Below are 25438 nucleotides of genomic sequence, written 5' to 3' on the forward strand. Positions count from 1 at the left end.
CGAAACTTCCGTCGGAAGCCCGGTAACCACGCGGGCAGTCCGCTGCCCTCGAATGCTTCGCGAACGGATGCTCCCGGACCCGATGGGGCCCCGGGCACTCAGGACACATCCGCTTCCGGAGCGGATCCCCGGCACCCGGAGGCGCCGGACCTATCCGTGGGACGCCGCGGACGCCGGAGCGCCCCGAAGGAGCAGGACCGCAGTTTCTCGGGTTGGCTCAAGGAGATCGCGACGATCGTCGTGATTGCGCTCGTCCTGTCCTTCCTGATCAAGACCTTCCTGTTCCGCGCCTTCTTCATTCCCTCCGGGTCCATGGAGACCACCCTCCAGATCGACGACCGCATCTTCGTGAACCAACTCGTTCCCCAGCCGTTCGCGCTCGAGCGCGGGGACATCGTGGTGTTCAGCGATACCGAAGGCTGGCTCACGCCCGGCCAGCAGGTCGACAACAACTGGGTCAAGGATGCGCTGATTTTCGTGGGACTCGCGCCTGACGACTCGCAGCAGCACCTCGTCAAGCGGGTCATCGGCATGGAAGGCGACCGCGTGATCTGCTGCGACGCCGAGGGACGCATCACGGTCAACGGCGAATCGCTGGTCGAGCCCTATCTGTTTCCCGGTGCGGCGCCGTCGGACACGCCCTTCGATGTCGTAGTGCCCGAAGGGAAGGTCTGGGTGATGGGGGATCACCGCAATGCCTCGGCTGATTCCCGAGCGAACATCGACAGGCCCGGCCAGGGTTTCATCGACGTCGACGATATCGAGGGGAAGGCCGCGGTGATCGCCTGGCCACTCGACCACCTGGGCTTCCTGGGCAACTACCCCGAGGTCTTCGACGGGATTCCTGAACCGGCGGCCGCGGGTGCACCGGAGGGCAGGTGACCGCAGCACGCCGGAAGCGCTCCACTGCGCCCACCCTGATCCTCGAGCGGTCCTTCTCCGCCGGCGGTCACCGCTACATCGCGGGTTGCGACGAGGTCGGCAGGGGAGCGCTGGCGGGCCCGGTCTCGGTGGGAATCGTCGTCGTCGACCTCGAGGCGGGAAAGGGTCTGCGCGGGGTGAGGGACAGCAAGCTGCTCTCACCCGCCGAGCGTGAGGCGCTGGTGCCGCGCATCCGGAGGTGGTCGCTCGCTTACGGGGTGGGCCACGCGAGTTCCGCGGAGATCGACGACGCCGGCCTGATGGCTGCGCTTCGGGCTGCGGGGAACCGCGCCTGGGAACAGGTGGTCGCGACGGTGCGTCCCGACGTCGTCATCCTGGACGGGAACCATGACTGGCTCTCCTCCCGACGGCAGGATTCCCTGTTCGACGATGCGAGGGCTGTTCCCGGCGACTCACTGCTTTCCGGCTGCGATGCGCCCGTGCATACAAGGATCAAGGCCGACCTGCAGTGTCTCAGTGTTGCGGCCGCAAGCGTCCTTGCGAAGGTTGAGCGTGATGCACTGATGACGTCGCTCGCCGCCGACCACCCGGCTTACCGGTGGGACGTGAACAAGGGCTATGCAACGGCACTGCATCGGGCCGCCATCGACGCTCAAGGATCCAGTGACTACCACCGGCGGTCCTGGCGCCTGGGCACTCCCGCGCAGCCCGGAATGACCGGCCCCGAGATTGGGGCAGAATGGGATCATGAGCGCCGAAGATCTTGAGAACTATGAAACCGACATGGAGCTCCAGCTCTACCGGGAGTACCGCGACGTCGTAGGGCTGTTCAGCTACGTGGTGGAGACGGAACGGCGGTTCTACCTTGCGAACAACGTGGACCTCCAGGCGAAGTCGGCCGACGGCGAGGTCTACTTCGATCTGACGCTGCAGGACGCCTGGGTCTGGGACGTGTACCGTTCGGCCCGTTTCGTGAAGAACGTCCGGGTGATCACTTTCAAGGACGTGAACGTCGAGGAGCTCTCCAAGTCGGATGACATCGCGCTGCCCAAGGATGGGGCGCTGGGGAACTAGCTTCCAGCTAGGGGCTGGCGCTACCGGCTGGTGACGCCGTTCGCCAGAGAAAAAGCCCTGGAAGACCTGATTCAGTCGTCGTCCATGTCCTGGACGTCCCCGTCGTCGGCGTCCGCGGCGCCGTGCGGGAATCCGTCCTCGCCGTCGTCGGCTGCTTCGGCCGCCTGCTCCAGGCGGTCGGCCTCGGATCCCCCTGTACCCTCACTCAGCGCCGGTCCGGCAGTGGAATCATCCGGCATTGCCGGCGTCAGCTGTTCGAGACGGTCGGCCTCGCTTCCGCCGGGCATCAGATCGTCACTTGAAGCCATGGAAACCCCTTCTGTAGTCGGGCAGTCGGCGGTGGCTTTCCCTCCTATTGTCGCCGTTGCTGCCCGGTTCCTCAACCGGTACAGGGGACAGCCCCTGTTCCCTGCGACCCCGATTTCTCCTCCACAGGGCGCCCCGAGGGCCGACTTGCCCACATAGCACGGCCCTCCGGTCGTCGTTATCCCTGATGCCCGCAGGCTGGGCACGGAGGTGGTGGACATGTTGGCGAAGGACCAGCTGGGGCGGCGCGGAGAGGCGACCGCTGCGGAATTCCTGGAGCAGGCGGGGTTGCGGATCGTGGACCGGAACTGGCGGTGCAGTGCGGGCGAGATAGACCTCGTGGCGGTGGACGGGACCACGCTGGTGATCGTCGAGGTGAAGACCCGCAGGTCGGAGGATTTCGGGCATCCGCTGGAGGCAATTACGGCGGGCAAGCTGGAGCGGTTGTACCTGCTGGCGTCGAAGTGGGCGCGTGCTCACAACTGTCGGTTCTCCGGATTCCGGGTAGATGCGGTGTCGGTGCTCGACGACGGCACCGGGAATCCGCGCATCGAGCATTTGCGGGCGGTTGTCTGATGGCTCTGGGACGCACCTACTCGGTCTCCCTGGTGGGGTTGAACGGCCACATCGTCGAGGTCGAAGCCGACATCGGTCAGACCTTGCCCGCGTTCGTGCTGCTCGGGCTGCCGGATGCGTCACTGAACGAGGCGAAAGACCGCATTCGGGCTGCGGCGCGTAATGCGGGCGTCCCGCTCAGCCGGCGGAAGATCACCGTCAACCTGATTCCGGCGTCCCTCCCGAAACGCGGCTCCGGGTTCGACCTCGCGATTGTCATGGCTGCCCTTGCTGCCGCCGGGGACGTCCGCAATTGTGAGGCGATCGTCTTCCTCGCCGAGCTCGGCCTAGACGGGCAGCTGCGTCCGGTCCGCGGGGTCCTTCCGGCGGTCATGGCCGCCGTCCAGGCTGGCCACATGCGCGTGGTCGTGGCGGAAGGCAATCGCGCCGAAGCCGCCCTGGTGCCGAACGCTGAAGTCTGCGGGTTCGCCTCCCTTGCCGAGGTGGCCCTGGCTTTCGGTGCCGACGCCTCGAAGGTGCAGCTCCCACTTGCGACGGACGCCGCCGGCCAGGAACCGACGAATACCCAGCAGTCGAGTGGTCCCTCCAGCGATATGGCCGACATCGCCGGTCAGGCGGAGGCGCGCTTCGCCGTCGAGGTGGCAGCGGCGGGTGCCCATCACCTGATGATGGTCGGGCCACCGGGGGCAGGCAAGACGATGCTGGCGGAACGGCTGCCCGGGATCCTCCCGGACCTCACCGATGACCACGCCATGGAGGTGACCGCGATCCATTCGTTGGGTAGCGAGCACTCCTGCGCCGAGCTGCGGAGGAGGCCGCCATTCGAGAGTCCCCACCACACGTCCACCGCGGCGGCGATCATCGGCGGGGGCAGCGGCATACCACGTCCCGGAGCCGCATCCCGGGCGCACCGCGGCGTCCTGTTTCTCGATGAGGCGCCGGAATACGAGAGACGCGTCCTCGAAGCCCTGCGCGAACCGCTTGAAAGCGGAACCCTTGTCCTGCACCGTTCGGCCGGTACCGCCTCCTACCCCGCCCGCTTCCAGTTGGTCCTCGCACTCAACCCGTGCCCGTGCGGTCTCGCCAACGGAAAGGGAATCGACTGCATGTGCACGGCCCAGCAGCGGAGGCGTTACTTCAACCGGCTCTCCGGGCCGCTCCTGGACCGCGTCGACCTCCAACTCACCGTGCAGCGGGTGGCGCTGCACGACTACGTCGGCGGGGCGACAGCTGAAACCACGGCCACGGTAGCGCGGCGGGTCGCACGTGCACGGCAGGCCCAGGCCGCCCGCCTCGTCCCCTGGGGATACTCCACCAATTCCGAGGTGCAGGGAAAAATCCTTCGGGAAGAACTCCGACTGCCCCGTACCGTCACCGGAGCCCTGGACCGGGCGCTCGACCGGAACCTCATCAGCGCACGTGGCTGGGACCGTACGCTTCGCGTTGCCTGGACCGTCGCGGACCTGCAGGGCCACAACCAACCGGAGGCCGACGACGTCGCTCTGGCTCTCGGCTTCCGACTCCAGGAGCGTGCGGCATGAGCGGCGTCCCAGCGGATGTACTCCTGTCCCGCGCGGCCTTGGCCCGCTTGTTCGAGCCATCGGATGCGGTGGGACTGGCTCTCACGGTGGCCGCAGGACCAGTGGATGCGCTGCGGATCGCTACTGGGTCGCTCAAGGCCGGTGCACAGCTCCAACACGAGGTGGCGGGCTGCCTCGACATGGACTCCGGTCCGCACGATGTCCTGGCCGAGGCCCTTGAGCGGTGGGCGCCGCGGCGGACGGACCTCGCCCCTGAACGCGACCTCGCAACGATGGGCCGGTTGGGCGGCAGGCTCGTGGTGCCGGAGTCGCCGGACTGGCCCGCGGCCCTCGGTGACCTACAGTTGGCTGCACCGCTGTGCCTCTGGGTCCGCGGCCCCGGAGAACTCCCGACGCTGAGGCGGGTGGTGGCTCTCGTCGGATCGAGGGACAGCACGAACTATGGAAACGCGGTCACTGCGGACCTCGCAGCCGGACTGGTGGGACGAGGCTTCACCATCATCTCCGGAGGGGCTTACGGTATCGACGCCCAGGCACACCGGGCCGCCCTCGCGGTCGGCGGGGGCCGGGAGGGCACCCCGACGGTAGCGGTGATGGCATGCGGCGTCGACCGTTACTATCCCGCCGGGAACGAGGAACTGCTGCGTGCAATAGCCGGGCAGGGGTTCCTGGTTTCCGAAGTTCCTCCCGGCTCCTCGCCCACCCGGTGGAGGTTCCTCCAGCGCAACCGGCTCATTGCGGCCCTGAGCGCGGTGACGGTGGTCGTGGAGGCGCGCTGGAGGTCCGGAGCGCTCAACACGGCGCATCATGCAGCCGGCCTCGGCCGACCGGTCGGAGCCGTACCGGGGTCGGTACATTCCGCCAACTCGGCCGGTTGCCACCGTCTGCTGCGGGATGGCAGCGCGATCTGCGTCACGGATGTAGCGGAAATCGCGGAACTAGCGGGGCCGATCGGCTCCGAACCCGAAGTGGAGCCGGCGGTGTCCGTCCTGGATCATGACGGGCTCCCCGTGCAGGACATCCTGCTCCTCGATGCGCTACCCGTCCGCGCACCGTCCACAGTGGACAAACTGGCGTCCGTCGCGGGATTGAGCGCTCGTGAGGTTCTGGCGGGATTGTCCCGTCTCGAGATCGAAGGGCTGGCCGCGCGAGCGAATGACGGCTGGCGCCGGGCGAAGAAGCATTGAAGCACCGTTCATCCAACCCAAGGAGGTTCGAAACCGTGAGATATTGCTCCGCCATCAACAGCCCCATCGGGGGCCTCATCCTCGTCGAGGAGGACGCGGAACTCGTGGGCGTCTACCATGCCGACCACAGTCCCTATCCGTCTCCGGCAAAGCTCGGCACACCTTCCGCCCTGGCTGTCGGGGGAGGGGAGCCGCCCCGCCAATCAGTAGCCAAACAAGCGGAAGTGCAGCTGGGTCAATACTTCGCCGGGGACCGGGGAGTTTTCAGTGTTCACCTCGGAATCGTCGGCACTGCATTCCAGTTGCGGGTGTGGAAAACCGTGATGGAGATTCCCTGTGGGGAGACGCGCAGTTACCGGGACATCGCGAGCGAGTTGGGCAACCCGGCCATGGGCCGGGCGATCGGTGCGGCGATCCGGGCGAACCCGCTTTCGATCTTCATCCCCGGGCATCGGGTGGTGGCCGGTAACGGGGCCGTGACCGGGTACGCCGCGGGTGTGGAAGTGAAGCAGTTCCTGCTCGACCTCGAAGGCGGAGCCGGCATGCCGCCGTCATAGCATCCGAACGACGACGGATCCGGCTCGTCCGGTGTGCCGCCTTGGCCCTGCGCACCCGGAAGTGCACAGTAGGAGAATAAGGACCAAGGCACGAAGGAGCAGAATGGCAGAGGAAGCTGAGGTACCTGTTCCCTGGGACGCCCGTTACACCGTCCGCCATGCCATGGACTTCGACGGCGCGTTGGACCGTTACCGTCTCTACCTGACAGCGGAGCGGAACCGTTCCACCCATACGGTCCGTGCCTACCTCTCCGACCTCGAACTCCTCTTCGCTTTTGTCCAGGGACAGGGCATCCACCGGCTCGACAAGCTGGAGCTCCGGCACTTCAGGGCCTGGCTCGGAGCGCTTGATGCTTCAGGCCTTGCCAGGTCCACCATCGCCCGGCGGGCGGCCACGGCACGCACCTTCATGGAGTGGGCCGTTCGGGAAGAAATGGTCGTTGCAAATCCTTCCCTTCGTTTACGCGCTCCGAAACGGGATAAGACCCTGCCGCAGGTGGTGAGCGGCGGGCAGTTGGACACGCTGTTCGCCTCGCTGGCCGAAGCTGCCGCCGAAGGGGATGCCGGAGCCCTCCAGCTGAGAGCCATGGTGGAGATCCTGTATGGCACCGGGGTCCGGGTGGGGGAGCTGGTGGGCCTGGACATCGACGACCTCGACGCTGAACGACGAACGCTACGGGTGCTGGGCAAAGGCAATAAGGAAAGAACCGTTCCCTTCGGCGTGCCCGCAGCCCATGCGCTCGACGACTGGCTTCGCCGTGGAAGGCCCACATTCAGAACGCCTGCCAGCGGAGCCGCGGTGTTCCTGGGACGGCGTGGGGGCAGAATCGACCAGCGGACCGTCCGCGCCGGCGTCCAGAAGATTCTCGCCGGGCTGGGCGATACCGCAGCGTCAGGGCCGCACGCCCTCCGGCACAGCGCTGCCACGCATCTTCTGGACGGTGGCGCCGACCTTCGGGCAGTGCAGGAAATACTCGGACACTCAAGCCTTGCCACAACTCAGCTGTACACCCATGTGTCAGTGGACAGGCTTCGCCGCAGTTACGAGCAGGCCCACCCCAGAGCCTGAAACACGTCGTATCAAGTAGGCCTACTTGGACTACGGAAAAAAAGCAAGTAATACCAGTGGCGCAATCAGCCCTGGTGCGGCAGAATGTTCCCTAGTTCACAACCTGCAGCAACGCTCGTGGGTCGTGGCAGGAAGGCACCAGCAAATCAGCAGTTTTCATCACCTTGAAGGTCGTTGGGGAAGACGTACCTACAGCTATGGAGGATGGAATGTCTGTTGTGATGGCGCGCGGTGTTTTGTACGTGCACTCGGCCCCTTCTGCGCTGTGCCCTCATGTCGAGTGGGCGATCGGCTCGGTCCTCGACAAGCGCACAGACCTCGAGTGGACGCCTCAGCCTGCCGCGCCCGGAATGTTCCGTGCCGAACTCTCCTGGGTAGGTCCGCAGGGATCGGGCGCGCAATTGGCGTCCGCGCTGCGCGGCTGGGCCCATCTTCGCTACGAAGTCACCGAGGAACAGAGTGCGGGCGCCGACGGCGGGCGCTGGTCCCACACCCCCGAGCTCGGGATCTTCCACGCCACCACGGACGTCCACGGCAACATCATGGTGTCGGAGGACCGCATCCGCTACGCCTATGAAGCTGGTGCGGGGAACCCGGCTGCCGTCTATCACGAGTTGTCCCTCGCGCTGGGCGAATCCTGGGACGAGGAACTCGAACCATTCCGGCATGCTGCCGAGGGTGCGCCGGTGCGCTGGTTGCATCAGGTCGGCTGAGCCGCCCGCCACGAAGCGTCGATGACCAGCGCTGTGGAAAGCCTGACCGCATGCGCAGAATCCGCCGCGGCAGTATCCGCCGCGCCCGTCCTTTCCGCAGGGTTCTGCAACCGCGTCCACTGAATCATCCGACGTCGGTGCACCCCCGATTCGGCCCGATCCTGCATTGGGCCGGACCGGGCGTTGCGTCGGGTGTTGCTCCTAGACGTTCTTCACGGCGATGACGGCGTTGTGACCGCCGAAGCCGAAGGAGTTGCTGATGGCCACGATGTCGCCGGAGGGCAGCTTCCGCTCCGAGGTGACCACGTCGAGGGGGATGTCGGGGTCCTGGTTGTCGAGGTTGATCGTCACGGGCACCGTGCGTTCGTAGACGGCAAGGACCGTCATGACGGCTTCAACCGCGCCGGATGCTCCGAGCAGGTGCCCTGTCTGGGATTTGGTCGCAGATACCGCAACGTTGTCCAGCTGTGAGCCGAGGGCGGCCCTCAGTGCCACGTACTCCGGCTTGTCTCCCACCGGGGTGGACGTGGCGTGGGCGTTGACGTGCACCACGTCGGAGGCCTGGACACGTGCGTCGAACAGTGCTGCCTTCAGCGCGCGCGTGGCCCCGAGGCCGCCGGGATCGGGCGCGGTGATGTGATAGGCGTCAGCAGTGACGGAGGTGCCCGCCAGTTCGCCGTAGATACGGGCACCGCGGGCAAGGGCATGTTCCTCGGCCTCGATGACCAGGGCACCGGCACCCTCGCCCATGACGAAGCCGTTCCGGGCGATATCGTAGGGGCGTGAGGCCAGTTCAGGCTCATCGTTGCGCCGGGACAGCGCCTGCATGGACGCGAAAGCGGCGATGGGCATGGGGTGGATGGCTGCCTCCGCGCCACCGCACATGACGACGTCGGCCTTGCCTGACCGGATGAGGTCCAGGCCGAGGTGCAGTGCCTCGGTCCCCGACGCGCACGCGGAGACCGGAGTGTGTGCACCGGCACGTGCACCGAGGTCGAGGCTCACCGCCGCCGCGGGGCCGTTCGGCATGAGCATGGGAACGGTCATCGGGAGGACACGGCGGGGACCCTTCGCCTGCAGGGTGTCCCAGGCGTCGAGGAGCGTCCAGACGCCGCCGATCCCTGTGGCGAAGGCCACGGCGAGCCGGTCATGATCCACGTCCTCGATGCCGGAATCGCGCCACGCCTCGCGGGATGCGATGACGGCGAACTGGGTTGAGGGGTCCATCCGCTTGGCTTCGACTCGGGACAGGACCTCGCTGGCCGGCGTCGTCGCCTGCGCGGCGAACGTGACAGGAAGCTCGTACTTCTGCACCCAGTCGGCCTCGATGGTGCGGGCGCCCGAGACTCCCTTGAGGGAGTTCGCCCACATGGTGGGTACGTCCCCGCCGATCGGCGTGGTTGCTCCAAGGCCGGTAATGACTACTTTGCGTGGCATTCTGTCACTCTTTCAAAGCTAGGCTGCGGCCCGGGCGACCCGGGGCACGTGGTGAAAAGGCGGCCGCCCGTGGACAGAATGCCGAAGGCGGCCGCCGGACTCCCGAGGGAGCAGAACCAATGGAACTAGGACTGCGCGCCGGAGATGAAGTTCACGGCGTCGCCCACGGTCTTGAGGTTCTTGACTTCCTCATCCGGGATACGGACGCCGAACTTCTCCTCGGCGTTGACCACGATGGTCATCATCGAGATGGAGTCGATGTCGAGGTCATCGGTGAAGGACTTGTCCATTTCGACGGACTCGGGCGCAAGTCCCGTTTCCTCGTTGACGATTTCAGCCAGACCGGCCAGGATCTCTTCGTTGCTAGCCATGGTGGCTCCTTTTCTGTTGATGCCGGCATTCCCGGCATGGTTGGTCAAACCGCGTGAACGCGGCTTGGGTTTGGAAAACTAGGGGAGTAATACTACCTGCGCGCCGAAGACGAGCCCGGCTCCGAACCCGATCTGCAGGGCGAGCCCGCCGCTCAGGGCCGGCTGTTCCTTCAGCAGACGGTGCATTGCCAGCGGGATGGACGCAGCCGACGTGTTTCCGGCGTCGACGATGTCGCGTGCCACCTGCACGTGTCCGGGCAATTTCAGCTGCTTCACCATTTCATCGATGATACGGATGTTTGCCTGGTGGGGCACGAAAGCTACGAGGTCGGACGAGGTGATTCCTGCCGCGTCGAGTGCCTGCTGGGCAACCTTCGCCATCTCCCAGACCGCCCAGCGGAAGACTGTCTGGCCGTCCTGGCGCATCGTGGGCCACAGAGCTGCCTGTGCCTCGGCGTCTTCCGCCGGCGTGCCCTCCCCGCCTGCTGCGGCAGCGAGTGAGTAGTCTCGGATCTCGAGAAGCGAATGGCTCATGCGGATCGCTCCGTGCTTGCTGCCGTCCGAACCCCACACCGAGGGCCCGACACCCGGGGAGTCGGAAGGTCCGATGACGACAGCGCCTGCTCCGTCACCGAGGATGAAGGAGATCGTGCGGTCGCTGTTGTCGATGAAGTCCGACAGTTTCTCGACCCCCACCACGAGGACATATTCGGCGGTCCCCGCATGGACCAGGGCATCCGCCTGCGCGATCCCGTAGCAGTATCCGGCGCAGGCCGCCGAGATGTCGAAGGCGGGTGCGGGGGTGGCTCCGAGGCGGTCGGTCAACTGCGCCGCGGCCGATGGCGTCGCGTGCGGGTGGGTGACGGTGGAGACCAGGACTGCACCGAGCTGCGAGGCCTGGATACCGGCGTCGGCCAGTGCCTCGCGCGCCGCCGCCTCGGCCATATCGACCACACTGACGTCCCGGGGTGCACGACGGCGCGTCACGATGCCGGTGCGCTGGCGGATCCATTCATCGGAGGAATCGATCCACTGGCAGACATCGTCGTTGGTGACGACGATACTGGGACGGTAGACGCCCAGCCCGTGGATACGCGTGTGCTCGCGGAGGGCTGCCTGCTTGATGACGGGAGTGCTCACGAAAGTCCTTCTGCGGTAAGGGCTGGGTCCAGGTCAGGAGTGCGGGAATGCTCGACGATGAATGCGCGAGCCGCCTCGAGGTCCTCAGGAGATTTTACGGCCAACGCCGCCGTACCGCGCATTCCGCGCTTGGCCAGCCCGGTCAACGTTCCTGCTGGGGCCAGTTCGACCATGCCGGTCACACCCATCGATTGCATCGACTCCATGCAGAGGTCCCAGCGGACCGGCCGGGAAACCTGCGCTATGAGGCTGTCGAGGTTCGCCTCACCCGTGCTCACGGGGCGGCCGTCGAAGTTCGAAAGCAGCGTGCCCACCGGTTCCGACGGCAAGAGTGTCGGGCGGAGTGTCTCGAGCGCCATGACGGCGGGGGACATGTGGTCCGTATGGAATGCACCAGCGACCTTGAGCGGGATGACCCTCGCCTTGGCGGGAGGTGCAGCGGCCAGCGCCGCCAACTGCTCCAGGGTCCCCGCTGCCACTACCTGCCCGCCTCCGTTGGCATTCGCCGCAGTGAGCCCCACCCCGGCCAGTACCCGGGCGACGTCGTCGGGATCGCCTCCCAGCACCGCGCTCATCCCGGTGGGCGTGGCAGCGGCGGCGGAGGCCATGGCGTTTGCACGCACCCGGACGAAGGCGACGGCGTCGGCCTCGCTGAGGGCACCGGCGATTGCTGATGCGGTGAGTTCGCCCACCGAGTGGCCGGCCACCACTGTTCCGGCAGTCAGGGGACGTTCCTCAAGGAGTACCCGTCCCGCCACGAGCCCTGCGGCGACGATCAGCGGCTGCGCCACCGCGGTGTCCTTGATGGTGTCCTCGTCCGACACGGTTCCATGCCGGATGAGGTCGACCCCGGCCTGCTCACTCAGGGCAGCAAGGTGGTCGGCCACTCCGGGCAACTCGAGCCATGGGCTGAGGAATCCTGGCGTCTGGGACCCCTGGCCGGGGCAGGCGATTGCAAGCACGTTTCCAGCTTTCCAAAGGACGGTCACTTTTCCGGGTGTTCGGCTGCACGAAGCTGTCCGAGCCGCTTTGTAGGAAGTCTACAAGGTACGAAGGTCCGCTGACCGCTGGGAGAGCCGCTCCGCCGGGGGCTTGACCGATTGGTAGAGCCGTCCCACCACCAGGGCGGTGTGGAGCACGTAGGCCTCACGGGGGAGCAACGGATCCCAACCGGTGACATCGCAGACCCGTCGCAGCCGGTAGCGGACGGTGTTGGCATGGACGAAGAGTTCACGCGAGGTTGCTTCGAGGGAGTGTCCGAGCGTGAGGTACGCGGACAGGGTTTCCTCCAAGCCGTTCGAGGCGCTCTGCAACGGTCGGTAGATGGAATGGACGAGTGACTTCCGCGCGGTGTCGTCGCCGGCGAAAACACGCTCGGGCCAGAGGTCCTCGGCCGAGACCGGGCGCGGCGCACCGGGCCAGGCAGCAGCGGCGGTCAGTCCCGCGAATGCAGCCTGCGCTGAACTGCTCGCAGCGACCAGTGACTCCGCCTCCGGACCGTACACCACAGGACCTGCGCCGAACAGCTCGCTGATCCGGCGGTAGGAGGAATCGCGTTCCCGCACGCCGCCGAGCACGAGGATGAGCCGTTCTCCCTGGATGCCGACGAGCGTATCCTCGGCAAGCCTGCCCGTCACCCGACGCAGTTCCCCCAGGAAGGCTGCGTTCGGTTCCGGAGGAGAGCTGCCCACCATGACCGTGATCCGCGCCTGCGACTTCCAGCCGACCGCGGCGATCCGGGAGCGCAGGGCGTCCGAACTCTCACCGCGCAGGATCGCATCGACGACGAGCGCTTCGAGACGGGTGTCCCAGGAACCCCGTGTCTCGGCGGCGCGCGCGTAGACGTCGGCCGCCGCGAAGGCCACTTCGCGCGAGTAGCGGAGGACGGCTTCGCGCAGCGGCCCCTGATCGGCGGCCGGCGCAAGGAAGGGCACCTGGTCCTCGACCACCTGGACCACCACCCGGATCAGCTGCAGCGCTTTCTGGAGACTGATGGAACGGGTGAGCTCGGTGGGCGCGGTTCCGAACACGTCACTGAGTACCCAGGCAGGGGAGACCGGTCGCTGGTACCAGCTGACGAATGATGCGATCCCCTTCTGCGCCACGAGCCCCAGGGCCGAGCGTTCGTCGGGTCGGAGCCCGCGGTACCAGGGCAGGTCGGCGTCGAGCTGTTTGAGCGTCGCCGTCGAGAGCGACCCGATCTTCGACCGCAGCTTCTCCACAGTGTCAGGATCGGGCGGTACCTGCCCGTTGTTCCGGCTACCGTTCCGCGGGACGCTGGAGGGGACTTCTGGCGACGGCATGGTCCGAGCATACGTTTTTCGAGGACCAACCTCCATTTGTGGGATGACTACAAAAGCGACGACGACGGGCGGGCCTTGGTTGGCCTGCCCGTCGTCGTCGTATCCGGTTGCGTGGAGGGGGTGCTAGCTTTCGCCTCCGGTGTTGCCGGTGGTACCGGCGTTGATGTCGTGCAGTGAATACTTCTCGATGGCCTCGCGGGGGGCGTCGGCGTCTACTTCGCCGCGTCGGGCGAGCATTTCCAGGGCGCGGACCACGACGGAGTGGCTGTCGATCTTGAAGTAGCGGCGGGCTGCGGCACGGGTATCGGAGAAACCGAAGCCGTCAGCGCCCAGGGTCGCGAACTCGTTGGGCAGGAACTGGCGGATCTGGTCAGGGACGGCTTTCATGAAGTCACTGACTGCCACGATAGGACCGGTTGCACCCTCGAGTTGCTGGGTGATGAAGGGCTTGCGGGGTTCGGCGTCGGGGTTCAGGAACGCTTCCTCCTCCGCATCCAGTCCGTCGCGGCGTAGTTCGTTCCAGGAGGTGACGGACCAGACGTCGGCGGAGACACCCCAGTCCTCGGCGAGGATCCGTTGGGCATCGATCGCCCACGGGACGGCGACACCTGAGGCCAGCAGTTGGGTGCGTGGCCCGTCGATCTTCGCCGGAGCGGCCAGGTAGATGCCCTTGAGCAGGCCCTCGATATCGAGCCCTTCCGGTTCCGGTGGCTGGACGAACGGCTCGTTGTAGACGGTGATGTAGTACATGACGTTGCGGAACGACTCGGGTTGGTCCCCGATGTCCCCATACATCCGGTTCAGGCCGTCGCGCATGATATGCCCGATCTCGTAGCCGAAAGCCGGATCGTAGGTGATGACCGCCGGGTTGGTGGAGGCCAGGATCGGGGAGTGCCCGTCGGCATGCTGGAGTCCCTCGCCGGTGAGCGTGGTCCGCCCGGCGGTGGCCCCGATGATGAACCCGCGGGTCATCTGATCCGCCGCGGCCCAGATCGAGTCCCCGGTGCGCTGGAATCCGAACATCGAGTAGAACACGTAGATCGGGATCAGCGGCTCGCCGTGCGTGGCGTAGGCGGTGCCTGCGGCGGTGAACGCTGCCATCGAGCCGGCCTCGTTGATTCCGGCGTGCAGGATCTGCCCGCTGGTGGATTCCTTGTACGCCAGGACCAGGTCCCGGTCAACGGACAGGTAGTTCTGGCCCTTGGGATTGTAGATTTTCGCGGTCGGGAAGAACGAGTCCATGCCGAACGTCCGCGCCTCATCCGGGACGATCGGCACCACCCGGGTACCGAAGCCCTTGTCGCGCATCAGCTCCTTGAGGACCCGGACGAACGCCATGGTTGTGGCGGCCTGCTGCTTACCCGAGCCGCGCTTGGCAACCTCGTAGGCTGCGTCGCCCGGTAGGGTCACCTCGGTGTGCTTGGTGCGCCGTTCGGGCACGAACCCGCCCAACTCGCGCCGGCGCTCCATCAGGTACTTGATTTCCGGTGCGTCCATGCCCGGGTGGTAGTACGGAGGGTTGTACAGATCATCGTCGATCTGCTCATCGGTGACCGGAATCCGCAGGTGGTCCCGGAACGCCTTCAGATCCTCCAGGGTCAGTTTCTTCATCTGGTGGGTCGCGTTGCGCCCCTCGAAGTGCGGCCCCAGTCCGTAGCCCTTGACCGTCTTGGCCAGAATGACCGTGGGTTTGCCCTTGAATTCGGTGGCCGCCTTGTACGCCGCGTAAACCTTGCGATAGTCATGCCCGCCGCGCTTGAGGTTCCAGATCTCGGCGTCGGTGAGATCCTCCACCATGGCCTTGGTCTCCGGGGACTTGCCGAAGAAGTGATCCCGCACGAACCCGCCGGACTCGGCCTTGTAGGTCTGGTAGTCGCCGTCGGGAGTCTGGTTCATGATGTCCACCAGCGCGCCCTCGCGATCCTTCTCCAGCAGGTCATCCCACTCACGGCCCCAGACCACCTTGATGACGTTCCACCCCGCTCCGCGGAAGAACGCCTCCAGTTCCTGCATGATCTTGCCGTTACCGCGCACCGGTCCGTCGAGGCGCTGCAGATTGCAGTTGATCACGAAGTTCAGGTTATCCAGGCCCTCGTTCGCGGCGAGCTGCAACAAACCCCGCGATTCCGGTTCGTCCATCTCCCCATCACCGAGGAATGCCCACACCTGCTGCCCGGAAGTGTCCTTCAGGCCGCGGTTGGCGAGGTACCGGTTCGACTGCGCCTGGTAGATCGCGTTCATCGGGCCGATGCCCATCGACACGGTGGGGAACTCCCAGAACCCCGGCATCAACCGTGGGTGCGGATACGAGGAGAGTGCGGAGCCTTCCTTGGACTTCTCCTGCCGGAACCCGTTGAGGTCATCCTCGCTCAACCGGCCCTCGAGGAACGCCCGCGCATACATTCCCGGCGACGCGTGGCCTTGGAAGAAAACGTGATCTCCACCGCTCGGATGGTCCTTGCCCTTGAAGAAGTGGTTGTAGCCGACCTCATACAGGGTCGCGGCACCGGCATACGTGGAGATATGGCCGCCCACCCCGATATCCGAACGCTGGGCGCGGTGCACCATCACCGCGGCGTTCCACCGCATCCACGCACGGTACTTCCGCTCGATCTCCTCATCTCCGGGAAACTCGGGCTCTTGGTCCGCCGGAATCGTGTTGACGTAATCCGTAGTGGTCACCATCGGCACGCCGACGCTCTGCGCACCCGCCCGCTGCAGCAGGGAACGCATGATGAACTGCGCACGCTCCGTACCCTGGGACCGGATCAACTCGTCAAGGGATTCGATCCACTCAGCCGTCTCCTCAGGATCACCATCGGGCTTGCCCGCGGTCAAACCACTCAGAATATCCGCCATACCTTCTTCTGCAGCCACGCGAAACCTCTCCACTTACACAGATTCTGTCTGCGACGCTTATGACTTTTGCTCCGGAGAGATATCTCCGAGAATTGATGCGTGGCCGTGCGGTGCTTATGCCGCGGCCATCTAACCATTCACTCTATCTCCGCTGCGGCGATCCTGCGTAGCCGAGAAGCAGGCCGGCGAGGATTGCGCCGGGGATTACGCCGAGGGCGTCGCCTTGACTCCTATTACTACCGGTTACGGGCGCCGAAGGCGCCGGTTTGGTCGTGCTGGCTTGAAGCGTGGCGTATAAAGGTGTTGGCTGGTAATAATGCACGACTACCCAGGGAGCGCGTCAGTTGACCGCCCCGGTGTTCTCAGGAGGAACCAAGTGAGTGAGGCCGAAGCCGCCACTGCAGTGAATGTGGCGGGCAAGTTGGGATTCAAGGCGGGGGATCTTGTCCAGGAACTCGGCTACGACGAGGACGTCGATTTCGATTTCCGCGACCACCTCGAGGCAGACCTTGAATCGGACCTCCTTACTGAGGACGACCAGGAAGTTGTCGACGGCGTCATCATGTGGTGGCGGAGCGGCGATGGTGACCTTGTCGACGCTCTGGTCGACTCGCTGACCTCGCTCGGTCCGGGCGGGGTGGTGTGGCTCCTGACGCCCAAGCATGGACGGGACGGCTACGTACCGCCGGCCGACGTGCAGGAGGCGGCTCCGACGGCCGGCCTCCACTCGACGTCGACCGCGGGTGTGTCCCGTGAATGGCTGGCCACACGACTCGTCAGCCGCCGGAAACAGTAGCGTGGCGGGGCTCCCTCTTCCAGGTGAGCCGGCGCCTCGCTTCACGCTGACGAACCAGTACGGTGAAACGGTCAGCTCGGGGGGCCTGACTGGGCAGGCGGCTGCCCTTATTTTCTTTCCTTTCGCCTTCTCGCGTGTCTGCTCTGACGAAATGACGGCGCTGCAGGCCAACTCCTCGCTCTTTTCATCGAACGGCGTCCGTCTGCTCGCCGTCTCTGCCGATCATCGGTACGCGTTGCGCGCCTGGGCGGACTCCCTGGGACTTCAGTTCGACCTGTTGTCCGACTTCTGGCCCCACGGTGCCGCAGCCCGCGAATTCGGCGCCTTCGACGAGCTGACCGGGCATGCCGGGCGGTTGACGTTCTTCATCTCCACCGACGGAACCGTTGCGTCGGTGGTTCGATCCGCGCCGGGGGAAAGCCGGAGCATGGCCGACTACGCCCGGTCCCTTCAAGCCTTGGCGTCGGCGTGACCAGCGACGCCGAGGCGCAGCACCCGCAACACAATCCGCGCCTCGGTCTCACCGGCTTCGTCAGTAAGAAACCTGCCAGTGGGCTCGCCGCCCTCCGCGCCTCCGAGATCGCGCAGCTCGATGCGGCGGTGGAAATCCTGGGTGGTTCGAGGATTGCCGTGCTTACCGGCGCGGGACTGAGCACCGATTCCGGGATTCCCGACTATCGCGGGCCCGACTCGGTGCCCCGCAACCCGATGACCTACCAGCAGTTCGTGGGGAACGAGAGCCTCCGGCGCCGGTACTGGGCGCGCAACCACGTCGGGTGGCGCCATCTGCGTCACGCAGCCCCGAATGCCGGACACGCCGCCGTCGCACGCATGGAGCACCGCGGACTGCTCACCGGGGTGATCACGCAGAACGTGGACCGACTCCACTCGTCCGCTGGAAGCCGGCAGGTCATCGACCTCCATGGCACTTTCGACCGCGTCATCTGCCTCCAGTGTTCCAGCGCTTTCCCGCGCCAGGCCATCGCGGTTCTCCTCGAGGCCCTGAATCCGGGCTATCTCGAGCGCGAGTCGGATGCGGGGGACATCGCCCCCGACGCCGACGCCGACGTCGACGACACCGCCGATTTCGTTCCGGCGCCATGTCCCGCCTGCGGCGGGATGCTCAAGCCGGACTTCGTGTATTTCGGGGAGAACGTGCCGAGGGACCGGGTTGCCGAGGCCTACGGGATGGTCGACGACGCCGAAGCGCTCCTCGTGGCCGGTTCATCGCTGACCGTGATGAGCGGCCTCCGTTTCGTTCGGCATGCCTTCAAGGCGCAGAAGCCCGTGGTCATCGTCAACCGGGGTAGGACGAGGGGCGACGAGTTCGCGTCGCTGCTCATCGACGTCGGGGTGTCCGAAGGGCTGACCTATCTCGAGGAGCAACTGCCGGACCTCTGAGGCGGGCCTCGTCATTGATGCGGGATACCGGCAGGCCGTGTCCGAGGACGGTGCGTTGCAAACCGGACACGGTCCAGTTGAACTACCCCGCGTGGCCATAGCATGTGAAGCGGCTGGTGTGTCGATGGAGCAACCGGGCAGATCGATGGACTGGGGGAGAACTGTGGGAAAGACGCGCGCACTGCTTACGCTGTTCGTCGTGGTGGGGGTGTCGGCCTGTGGACAGGGTTCGGTCCAGCAGGTGTCGGACGAGCGAACGACAGCGGAGGCCTCGGTCCGAGCGACCGTCACACCCCGCTCTCCGGAGCCGACCCGGACGGCCGCAGCTTCAACAGCGCCGGTGCCGACCTCGTCGGGTCCGGTAGGCGTCCCGTCACCTCCGGCTACGACGCCGGCCCTCGTGCCGCCGATTGTTCCGGTCACCGAGGAGCCTGCTCCGGACCTCACCACCTACGCCGGAACCGCCGTCGACGCCTCGTTCGAGTTCGACCATCCGTCCGTCATCTTCACTGCATCCCGCGACGTTGCCACGATGCAGGCTGCGATCGACTACACCGACTCCAAAGAGTACCGGCAGATACAGGCAATGATGGCGTCGTTCCGGGGATGAGCGCTCAGCAGTCGAAAGCGTAGGCGTTGACGCTCTCGAGAACGAGCTTGAGGCCGGGGTCGCACCCGGCACCCAGCAGTCTGGCGGCGTAGGGATCGTCGCGCCATTCGGGGCTTTCCGGGTACTCGGTCAACGTGAGGACGAACACGGTTCGTCCGGACAGGGTATCGGGCCGCAGGTTCTCCGGAGGGTGATTCGTGCCCCAGAAAGTAGCACTGTCCGACGCCGTCTCGTCGAGCAGCACATCCTCCACGCCTGCGAAGCGCTCAGGGTAGGACAGGGCGATTCCGCGGGTTCGGATATCAGAGTAGACGGCTGTGGAAGCAGGACCCTTCTGCGATTCCACGAAGCGGGCAACCGCAAGGTAGTTGTCAGGTTTGAAACCCTCGGTCTTCTGGGTGACGAGGATGGGCGCCGCCAGGAGGCAGAACGCGATGGCGGCAGCCAGGCCCGCCCTCATCGGCATGGCAGCGAGTGCCGCGCCGATGAGGATGCAGAGACCGGGGATGGTGAAGGTCAGGTACCGCTCCTGGTACAGGGGCTTACCGAGGACCGTCACCGCCACGATGATCGCCGTCGGGAGGATCACCCATGCTGCAGCTAAGACGATCTCGGGCTTCCATCCGCGTCGCCGGTACCGGTTGGCCAACCCCGCAAGCAGGAACGCCGTCAGGGCGGCCAACGCCCAGGCGAAGACAACCAGGCCGCTTGAATCCACCTCATGGGAACGTTGTCCGAAGAAGTACTGGCCGACGAGGACGCTGCCGGTGAGTTCGGTAGGACTCTGGTTGATCCATGCAACCTGCCCGGTCTGGGTCGCCGTGAGTGCGATGATCGGCGCCGATGCTGCTACCGCTGCGGCCGTTGCCCAAAGGCCGGGGCCCATGGTCCTCCTCGACCAGATCAGGACGGCACACGGAAGGATGAGGAGGGCAGCGAAGACGAACATCCAGATGGATGCGGCCAGGGCGACGGCGTAGGCGAACCAGCGAGCAGCACCACCGTTCCGTGTGGCGGATTCCAGCAGGAGAATTGTTGCCACCGCAAGGAACGCCGTGAAGGAGAACGACCTCAACTCGGTACTGGTCCAGGCGAGGCCAGGCAGGAAGATCGCGACGACGCCTGCGTAGGTGCCCGCCCTTGCACTGACGAGCCGTGAACCAAGGACCACGATTCCTGCAACAGAGAGCGCGACGACGACGGTGGAGGTCAGCCGGGCAGGAAGTGGCGAGGTGCCGACGAATGACATGTAGGCGCCCTGGAGGACGTAGTACGCACTGTGGACGGCGTCAACCTGCCAGACGAGCTCGGCGAGTTCGCCAAGTGTCCGGTTCGTAGCGGTCAGGGTTGCAGCCTCGTCGCCCCAGAAGGTCGCCCTTGCCGACGAGGCACTGCCGATGATGAGCTGGAGGACTCCGAGCAGGATCGCGATGGAGGGCACCCGGGACTTCTGCGCAACAACAGGCGCCTCGCGGGTCGCCCTAGACTCGGCTATAACATAAGTCACACCAGTAACACTACCTGAGTAGTGTATTTCTGGAACCCCGCACGGCCGCACAGGGCAGGAGGAATTGGCGAAAAAGGTTAGGGGTCAGGTATAGTCGATCCTCGTGATGATCCGCTGGTCGGGTATACCGGCAGCGTCAGGCATCACCGCGGGTCTTTAGCTCAGCTGGTAGAGCGCCACGTTTACACCGTGGATGTCATCGCTTCGATCCCGGTAGGACCCACACGGAAGAACCCCGCCTTTCCAGATTTCCAGTCCGGAACGGCGGGGTTTTTGCTGTTCCGGGAGGCGTGCGCTACTCCTAGCAGTCCAACACGTAGACGATGTAGGTGTTCACGAACGGTTCGCCGTCCAGTCGGCACCCGGCATCCAGGAGTTGCGCTGCGTACGGGTCGGCCTTCAACAAGCGGTACGGGTCGGCCATCAAGGGGTGATCGTGCGGGTACAGGGTCTGTGTCAGAACGAACACCTGGCGGCCCGCCAGCTCGTCCACCGGGAGAACGTCCGGTGGCATATTCCGGCCCCAGAACTCCGCGCTTTCCACGGGTCCCTCTGCCTGGGCTACATCCTCAAGGCCCGCGAACTGATCCGGGTAGGCGATACCCACGCCCTTGGATTGGATCGTGGCGTGGATGACCGCCGCACCCGGTTCCTTCTCGAAGTCGACGAAACGTGCGATCGCCTCATAGTTGTCACGTTTCGCGTCCTGAGTCTTCTGCAGCACGAGTACCGGTGTCGCGAGAAGGCAGAAAGCGGTCAACGCAGCGAGACCTGCGCGCTTCGGCATGGCGGCCAACGCCAAACCGACCCACAGGCACAAGCCCGGCGCTGTGAACGTCAGGTACCGTTCCACGTACAGCGGTTTGCCCAGCAGTGTCACCCCCACCAGGATCAGCGTAGGGGCTGCGACCCAGGCGGCGACGAGCAGTACCTGCTCGGAACGGCGGTCCTGTATCGCCCTGTGGATGAACCAGCAAAGCACCGCGAGCGTCAGGAGGGCCAGCGCTACAGCAGCGTGCGCGAACCAGCTCTCGGAGGCCCCATTCGATCGTTGACCGAAGAAATACTGTCCGACGAACATGCTTTCCATCAGTTGCCGGGGATCGTTCCCGATCCACGTCACTTGCGAGGTCTGCTGTGAAGTCACTGCCACGATGGGTAGGGATGCGACGGCTGCGGCCCCTGTGGACCACCACCACGCCGCACCCGCCTTTCGGGATCGCGCCAGCGCTGCAGCGGGGAGGACGAGGAGTACTGCAAACACGAACACCCACACCGACATCGTCAGCGCCATGGCGTACCCCACCCAGCGGGCTGTACCGCCGCGTCGAAGGGCCGCCTCGAGCATCAGGAGAGTGGCCACCGCAAGCATCGCGGAAAATGAGTACGACCTGAGCTCGAGACCGGTCCATGCCAGACCCGGCAGGAAGAGGGCGGCGACACCCGCGTATGCGCCGGCCCGCCTACCTGCAAGGCGAGCACCCAGCAGCACGACCCCGGACACGGTCATCGCTACTGCCGCCACCGAAGTCAGGCGGGCAGGGAAAGCGCCAGTGCCCACCAGCGACAACCAAACGCCCTGTATCCCGTAGTAGGCACCGTGCACCGCATCAGTCCCTGACAGCAGTCTCAGCATCTCAGGAAACGCTCGTCCGGCGGCGCTCAGGGTCGCGGCCTCATCTGCCCAGTAGGACGGCGTCCCCGACCACAGCCCGCCTATCAGAAGTTGAAGGATCCCGAGCAGGATGGCGATTGCCCGGATGGAGGCCCGCCCGTCCTCGACGCCGGTGCTTCGTTTCCGTGCTGCAGTAGCGGTTTCGAGGGTCACCCCGCCACATTACCCGGGAGCATCACGAGCACCACTCGACGAATGCCGGGATCGCCTACACCTCGGCGGCGAGTTGACCGCAGGCGCCGTCGATTTCCTTGCCGCGGGTGTCGCGCAGCGTCGTCGGAATGCCGGCGTCCCTCAGCCGTTGAATGAACTCGGCTGCCACGTGCTTCTCCGACGCAGTCCAGATGGACCCCGGTGTCGGGTTCAGCGGAATCGGATTGACGTGCACCCAGCCGCGTCCCCGCTTGTTGAGTTTTTTCGCCAGGAGGTCGGCGCGCCACGCGTGGTCGTTCATGTCCTTGATGAGTGCGTACTCGATGCTCACGCGTCGGCCGGTGGTGCGGTAGTAGTTGTAGGCGGCGTCGAGGGCCTCATCGACCTTCCACTGGGTGTTGACCGGAATCAGTTCGTCGCGGAGTTCGTCGTCGGGCGCATGGAGCGACAGCGCGAAGGTCACAGGAACCTCTTCAGCGGCCAGCTTGTTGATGGCGGGCACCAGGCCCACGGTCGAGACCGTGATGTGGCGGGCCGACATGCCAAGGCCTTCCGGGGAGTCGTCGACGAACCGGTGCACGGCCGCCATGACGCGCTTGTAGTTCGCAAGCGGCTCGCCCATGCCCATGAACACGATGTTCGTGACGCGGTCGGCATCGTGGCCGCCGTCGGTCCGCATCCCGCCGAGGTCACCCTCGGCCAACACGCGGTTGGCCGCGACCACCTGGTCCACGATCTCCGCCGTGGACATGTTGCGTGTAAGGCCCGCCTGGCCCGTGGCGCAGAATGGGCAGTTCATCCCGCAGCCGCACTGTGAGGAGACGCACAACGTGATGCGGCCGGGGTACCGCATGAGGACCGACTCGACGAGGGCACCGTCGAAAAGCCGCCACAGGAATTTGATGGTGTCGCCGTTGTCGGTCTTCAATCGCTTGATCTCGGTCAGCAATGGAGGAAACATCGCCGCTACGAGCTCTTCGCGGCCGGCCTTCGGAAGGTCGCTCATCGCGTCGGGATCCGTGGTGTAGTGGCTGAAGTAGTGGGTGGACAGCTGCTTCGCCCGAAACGCAGGGTGGCCCAGTTCCTTCAACCGCTCCTGCCGCTCGGCGAGCGTCAGGTCGGCAAGGTGCACCGGCGGCTGCTTGACCCGCGGTGATTTGAACTGGAGCAGGGGGCGGCCGTCGCTTGTGACCACCGGCTCCGCTCCTTCGACTTCGGGGCGCACCTGTGGGCGGCTGGAACCGGGCGTGGGGGAGAGGATAACGTCAGACATCCATACCATTCTTTCATGTCCGGTGCCATCCGACGACGAATAATGCCCCCATGCCTACGCAGCGGGTGTGTTTCTGCTCTCCAGAACCCTTCTTCGGCACACCGATGCTCGCACCCAGGTTTCCCTGGCGCGTGAATACTCGACCCATTGCAGCAGCACCGCCGACCTGGTCCACGCCATCGCGAAGCCCTTCACTGTGGCAACAGCGCCGTCGGAATAGACGAGCTCCGCCCAGACCGGCAGGGCCTTCGGTGGTTCGGTCACCTGGCTGGCTGCGGGCTCCGGCAGTCCCTCGGGCGCGACGAACCGGTCTGCGCTGGGGGGAATGCCATGCCAACCGGTACTCATGCAGTGGAGGTTAGGCCGTGCCCCGGACATTCCGGAGAAGCCGGGCGAACGAGCCGAAATATTACCCATCGGAAGGGGCCTGTATGGTCGTCGGCGTGCCCGCGGTAATAGTGTGAAGGGAACAAACCGAACGGCACGCACGGCGTTCCGGTCCAGCCACGGCGCCCCTGGGCGGCCTTGATGAGGAATGGAGATACTTCTTGAGTGCACAAATCGGTGTGACGGGTCTTGCGGTCATGGGAGCGAATCTGGCACGGAATCTGGCCCGGAACGGGTACACGGTGGCCCTGCACAACCGGTCGGTGGAAAAGACCGACGCGCTGCTGGACAAACACGGCACGGAGGGGGATTTCATCCGCACGGAAACACTGCAGGAGTTGGTGGACTCCCTCGAGAAGCCCCGCCGGGTGCTGATCATGGTCAAGGCCGGTGCCCCGGTGGATTCGGTGATCGATCAGCTCACCCCGCTGCTGGAGGCCGGCGACATCATCATCGATGCCGGGAACTCCCACTACGAGGACACCCGCCGCCGGGAAGCAGTCCTGACGGCCAGAGACCTGCACTTCGTCGGCGTGGGGGTTTCCGGAGGTGAGGAAGGTGCCCTGCTGGGGCCCTCGATCATGCCCGGCGGCTCCAAGGAGTCCTACGCGTCACTGGGCCCGATGCTGGAGAAGATCTCGGCGAAATACGACGGAACGCCGTGCTGCACCTGGATCGGGACCGACGGTGCCGGCCATTTCGTGAAAATGGTGCACAACGGTATCGAGTACGCGGACATGCAGGTCATCGGGGAGGCCTATGACCTGCTGCGCTCGGCGGCCGGTATCGAACCGGCCGAGCAGGCCAAGATCTTCACCGACTGGAACACCGGCACCCTTTCCTCCTTCCTGATCGAGATCACCGCCGAGGTCCTGGCCCACACCGATGCGCGCACCGGCAAGCCGTTCGTGGACGTGGTGGTGGATGCCGCCGGGCAGAAAGGCACCGGGCGCTGGACGGTGGTCTCGGCCCTGGAACTGGGCAGCCCCACCTCGGGCATCGCAGAGTCCGTGTTCGCCCGCGGGTTGTCCTCCCAGAAGGAACAGCGGATCCTGGCTCAGGGCATCCTGGCCGGCCATGAAGAGACCGTCGAGGTGCCGGATTCCTTCGTAGAGGATGTGCGTCTGGCCCTCTATGCCTCGAAGCTGGTCAGCTACGCCCAGGGCATCGATATGCTCACGGCCGCGGCGAAGGAATACGGGTGGGAGCTCAAGCTCGATGAGATCGCCTCGCTGTGGCGTGCCGGGTGCATCATCCGCGCCGAACTGCTCGATGACATCATGAAGGCCTACGCTGAAGCCGATACGCGCCCGGCGAACCTGCTGCTGGCCCCCGCGTTCGCGGAATCGATCGCCGGAGCCGTGCCGGCCTGGCGCCGGGTCGTGGCGACCGCCGTCAGACTCGGCATTCCCGTGCCGGTGTTCTCCGCGTCCCTGGCCTACTACGACGGCCTGCGCCGTCCACGCCTGCCGGCGGCCCTGACCCAGGGACTGCGCGACCTCTTCGGTGCCCACACCTACCAGCGCGTCGACACCGACGGTACCTTCCACACCCTCTGGGGTGAGGACAAGACCGAGATCGAGGCAGTCGACACCCACTAGGCACAGAAAAAGCCCCGGAC

General features: G+C 65.6%; 25 protein-coding genes and 1 tRNA gene. 15 read left to right on the forward strand and 11 right to left on the reverse strand.

Features of this window, described 5'->3' with window-relative positions:
• Positions 1-156 precede the first annotated feature (156 nt).
• The 3 genes from lepB to IWX65_RS02520 are packed head-to-tail and all read left to right on the forward strand — an operon-like array spanning position 157 to position 1956.
• Positions 157-882, forward strand: coding sequence for a signal peptidase I (lepB, locus tag IWX65_RS02510; RefSeq protein ID WP_334683604.1), 726 nt, complete (start codon positions 157-159; stop codon positions 880-882).
• Positions 879-1649, forward strand: coding sequence for a ribonuclease HII (locus IWX65_RS02515; protein ID WP_334683605.1), 771 nt, complete (start codon positions 879-881; stop codon positions 1647-1649). The genes lepB and IWX65_RS02515 overlap by 4 nt, the downstream gene beginning before the upstream one ends.
• Positions 1630-1956 (forward strand): DUF2469 domain-containing protein, encoded by a 327-nt coding sequence (locus IWX65_RS02520; protein ID WP_026532850.1) that lies wholly within the window; start codon positions 1630-1632, stop codon positions 1954-1956. Before IWX65_RS02515 ends, IWX65_RS02520 begins: the two co-directional genes overlap by 20 nt.
• Before the next feature lie 71 nt (positions 1957-2027).
• Here IWX65_RS02520 and IWX65_RS02525 read toward each other — a convergent pair whose 3' ends face one another.
• Positions 2028-2264, reverse strand: coding sequence for a hypothetical protein (locus IWX65_RS02525; protein ID WP_196880890.1), 237 nt, complete (start codon positions 2262-2264; stop codon positions 2028-2030).
• Between the two features lie 208 nt (positions 2265-2472).
• Here IWX65_RS02525 and IWX65_RS02530 point away from each other — a divergent pair, with 208 nt between their 5' ends.
• The 6 genes from IWX65_RS02530 (at position 2473) to IWX65_RS02555 (ending at position 7905) form a co-directional block, all read left to right on the forward strand.
• Complete coding sequence (locus IWX65_RS02530) at positions 2473-2838, forward strand: YraN family protein (RefSeq protein ID WP_196880891.1); 366 nt, start codon at positions 2473-2475, stop codon at positions 2836-2838.
• A complete protein-coding gene (locus IWX65_RS02535; protein ID WP_196880892.1) occupies positions 2838-4379 on the forward strand; it encodes a YifB family Mg chelatase-like AAA ATPase in 1542 nt (513 codons plus the stop codon). The genes IWX65_RS02530 and IWX65_RS02535 overlap by 1 nt, the downstream gene beginning before the upstream one ends.
• Positions 4376-5566 carry a DNA-processing protein DprA gene (gene dprA / locus IWX65_RS02540; protein ID WP_196880893.1) on the forward strand — a complete coding sequence of 397 codons (1191 nt, stop codon included), beginning with the start codon at positions 4376-4378 and terminating at the stop codon, positions 5564-5566. Before IWX65_RS02535 ends, dprA begins: the two co-directional genes overlap by 4 nt.
• A 35-nt stretch (positions 5567-5601) precedes the next feature.
• Positions 5602-6123 (forward strand): methylated-DNA--[protein]-cysteine S-methyltransferase, encoded by a 522-nt coding sequence (locus IWX65_RS02545; RefSeq protein ID WP_196880894.1) that lies wholly within the window; start codon positions 5602-5604, stop codon positions 6121-6123.
• Positions 6124-6286: 163 nt separating this feature from the next.
• A complete protein-coding gene (locus IWX65_RS02550; protein ID WP_196881079.1) occupies positions 6287-7192 on the forward strand; it encodes a tyrosine recombinase XerC in 906 nt (301 codons plus the stop codon).
• Positions 7193-7401: 209 nt separating this feature from the next.
• Positions 7402-7905, forward strand: a complete 504-nt coding sequence (locus tag IWX65_RS02555) for a DUF3145 domain-containing protein (protein WP_196880895.1) — start codon at positions 7402-7404, stop codon at positions 7903-7905.
• Between the two features lie 201 nt (positions 7906-8106).
• Here the strand turns inward: IWX65_RS02555 and IWX65_RS02560 are convergent, their stop codons facing one another.
• The 6 genes from IWX65_RS02560 to aceE form a co-directional block, all read right to left on the reverse strand.
• Positions 8107-9342, reverse strand: a complete 1236-nt coding sequence (locus IWX65_RS02560; RefSeq protein ID WP_196880896.1) for a beta-ketoacyl-[acyl-carrier-protein] synthase family protein — start codon at positions 9340-9342, stop codon at positions 8107-8109.
• Positions 9343-9467: 125 nt separating this feature from the next.
• Positions 9468-9713: an acyl carrier protein gene (locus IWX65_RS02565; RefSeq protein WP_026532858.1), complete on the reverse strand. Its 246-nt coding sequence runs from the start codon at positions 9711-9713 to the stop codon at positions 9468-9470.
• A gap of 78 nt (positions 9714-9791) precedes the next feature.
• Entirely contained in the window at positions 9792-10853 is a 1062-nt protein-coding gene (locus IWX65_RS02570; RefSeq protein WP_196880897.1) for a beta-ketoacyl-ACP synthase III, read from the reverse strand.
• A complete protein-coding gene (locus IWX65_RS02575; protein ID WP_196880898.1) occupies positions 10850-11815 on the reverse strand; it encodes an ACP S-malonyltransferase in 966 nt (321 codons plus the stop codon). Before IWX65_RS02575 ends, IWX65_RS02570 begins: the two co-directional genes overlap by 4 nt.
• A gap of 78 nt (positions 11816-11893) precedes the next feature.
• A complete protein-coding gene (locus IWX65_RS02580) occupies positions 11894-13156 on the reverse strand; it encodes a PucR family transcriptional regulator (RefSeq protein WP_196880899.1) in 1263 nt (420 codons plus the stop codon).
• A gap of 123 nt (positions 13157-13279) precedes the next feature.
• Positions 13280-16015, reverse strand: a complete 2736-nt coding sequence (gene aceE / locus IWX65_RS02585) for a pyruvate dehydrogenase (acetyl-transferring), homodimeric type (protein ID WP_196880900.1) — start codon at positions 16013-16015, stop codon at positions 13280-13282.
• Positions 16016-16391: 376 nt separating this feature from the next.
• Here aceE and IWX65_RS02590 point away from each other — a divergent pair, with 376 nt between their 5' ends.
• From IWX65_RS02590 to IWX65_RS02605, 4 genes are all read left to right on the forward strand, one after another.
• Complete coding sequence (locus IWX65_RS02590; protein WP_196880901.1) at positions 16392-16811, forward strand: DUF3052 domain-containing protein; 420 nt, start codon at positions 16392-16394, stop codon at positions 16809-16811.
• Between the two features lies 1 nt (position 16812).
• Positions 16813-17283, forward strand: coding sequence for a redoxin domain-containing protein (locus IWX65_RS02595; protein WP_196880902.1), 471 nt, complete (start codon positions 16813-16815; stop codon positions 17281-17283).
• Positions 17280-18212 carry an NAD-dependent protein deacetylase gene (locus tag IWX65_RS02600; protein ID WP_196880903.1) on the forward strand — a complete coding sequence of 311 codons (933 nt, stop codon included), beginning with the start codon at positions 17280-17282 and terminating at the stop codon, positions 18210-18212. Before IWX65_RS02595 ends, IWX65_RS02600 begins: the two co-directional genes overlap by 4 nt.
• A 163-nt stretch (positions 18213-18375) precedes the next feature.
• A complete protein-coding gene (locus IWX65_RS02605; protein ID WP_196880904.1) occupies positions 18376-18822 on the forward strand; it encodes a hypothetical protein in 447 nt (148 codons plus the stop codon).
• Between the two features lie 4 nt (positions 18823-18826).
• On the opposite strand, the gene IWX65_RS02610 is transcribed toward IWX65_RS02605, so the two are convergent.
• Positions 18827-20263 carry a glycosyltransferase family 39 protein gene (locus IWX65_RS02610; protein ID WP_196880905.1) on the reverse strand — a complete coding sequence of 479 codons (1437 nt, stop codon included), beginning with the start codon at positions 20261-20263 and terminating at the stop codon, positions 18827-18829.
• 216 nt (positions 20264-20479) lie between these two features.
• Between IWX65_RS02610 and IWX65_RS02615 the strand changes: the two genes are divergently transcribed.
• Positions 20480-20552: transfer RNA gene (locus IWX65_RS02615), tRNA-Val, on the forward strand.
• Between the two features lie 78 nt (positions 20553-20630).
• Here IWX65_RS02615 and IWX65_RS02620 read toward each other — a convergent pair.
• The 3 genes from IWX65_RS02620 to IWX65_RS02630 are packed head-to-tail and all read right to left on the reverse strand — an operon-like array spanning position 20631 to position 23778.
• The gene (locus tag IWX65_RS02620) at positions 20631-22157 is read right to left on the reverse strand and encodes a glycosyltransferase family 39 protein (RefSeq protein ID WP_196880906.1); all 1527 of its coding nucleotides are present in this window, start codon (positions 22155-22157) and stop codon (positions 20631-20633) included.
• Between the two features lie 55 nt (positions 22158-22212).
• The gene (gene rlmN / locus IWX65_RS02625) at positions 22213-23430 is read right to left on the reverse strand and encodes a 23S rRNA (adenine(2503)-C(2))-methyltransferase RlmN (protein WP_196822114.1); all 1218 of its coding nucleotides are present in this window, start codon (positions 23428-23430) and stop codon (positions 22213-22215) included.
• A 54-nt stretch (positions 23431-23484) separates the two neighbouring features.
• Positions 23485-23778 (reverse strand): hypothetical protein, encoded by a 294-nt coding sequence (locus IWX65_RS02630; RefSeq protein ID WP_196880907.1) that lies wholly within the window; start codon positions 23776-23778, stop codon positions 23485-23487.
• Between the two features lie 200 nt (positions 23779-23978).
• Here IWX65_RS02630 and gndA point away from each other — a divergent pair, with 200 nt between their 5' ends.
• A complete protein-coding gene (gndA, locus tag IWX65_RS02635; RefSeq protein WP_196880908.1) occupies positions 23979-25418 on the forward strand; it encodes an NADP-dependent phosphogluconate dehydrogenase in 1440 nt (479 codons plus the stop codon).
• The last annotated feature ends 20 nt before the right edge of the window (positions 25419-25438 follow it).

The sequence above is a fragment of the Arthrobacter sp. CAN_A214 genome (assembly GCF_015751955.1).
GTDB lineage: Bacteria > Actinomycetota > Actinomycetes > Actinomycetales > Micrococcaceae > Arthrobacter_D.

Excerpts from the sequence above, each read along its gene's own strand:
- IWX65_RS02520 (WP_026532850.1), top strand. The coding sequence starts at position 1,630 with ATGAGCGCCGAAGATCTTGAGAACTATGAAACCGACATGGAGCTCCAG.
- IWX65_RS02525 (WP_196880890.1), bottom strand. The coding sequence starts at position 2,264 with ATGGCTTCAAGTGACGATCTGATGCCCGGCGGAAGCGAGGCCGACCGT.
- IWX65_RS02535 (WP_196880892.1), top strand. The coding sequence starts at position 2,838 with ATGGCTCTGGGACGCACCTACTCGGTCTCCCTGGTGGGGTTGAACGGC.
- dprA (WP_196880893.1), top strand. The coding sequence starts at position 4,376 with ATGAGCGGCGTCCCAGCGGATGTACTCCTGTCCCGCGCGGCCTTGGCC.
- IWX65_RS02550 (WP_196881079.1), top strand. The coding sequence starts at position 6,287 with ATGGACTTCGACGGCGCGTTGGACCGTTACCGTCTCTACCTGACAGCG.
- IWX65_RS02555 (WP_196880895.1), top strand. The coding sequence starts at position 7,402 with ATGTCTGTTGTGATGGCGCGCGGTGTTTTGTACGTGCACTCGGCCCCT.
- IWX65_RS02560 (WP_196880896.1), bottom strand. The coding sequence starts at position 9,342 with ATGCCACGCAAAGTAGTCATTACCGGCCTTGGAGCAACCACGCCGATC.
- IWX65_RS02565 (WP_026532858.1), bottom strand. The coding sequence starts at position 9,713 with ATGGCTAGCAACGAAGAGATCCTGGCCGGTCTGGCTGAAATCGTCAAC.
- IWX65_RS02580 (WP_196880899.1), bottom strand. The coding sequence starts at position 13,156 with ATGCCGTCGCCAGAAGTCCCCTCCAGCGTCCCGCGGAACGGTAGCCGG.
- aceE (WP_196880900.1), bottom strand. The coding sequence starts at position 16,015 with ATGGCGGATATTCTGAGTGGTTTGACCGCGGGCAAGCCCGATGGTGAT.
- rlmN (WP_196822114.1), bottom strand. The coding sequence starts at position 23,430 with ATGTCTGACGTTATCCTCTCCCCCACGCCCGGTTCCAGCCGCCCACAG.
- IWX65_RS02630 (WP_196880907.1), bottom strand. The coding sequence starts at position 23,778 with ATGAGTACCGGTTGGCATGGCATTCCCCCCAGCGCAGACCGGTTCGTC.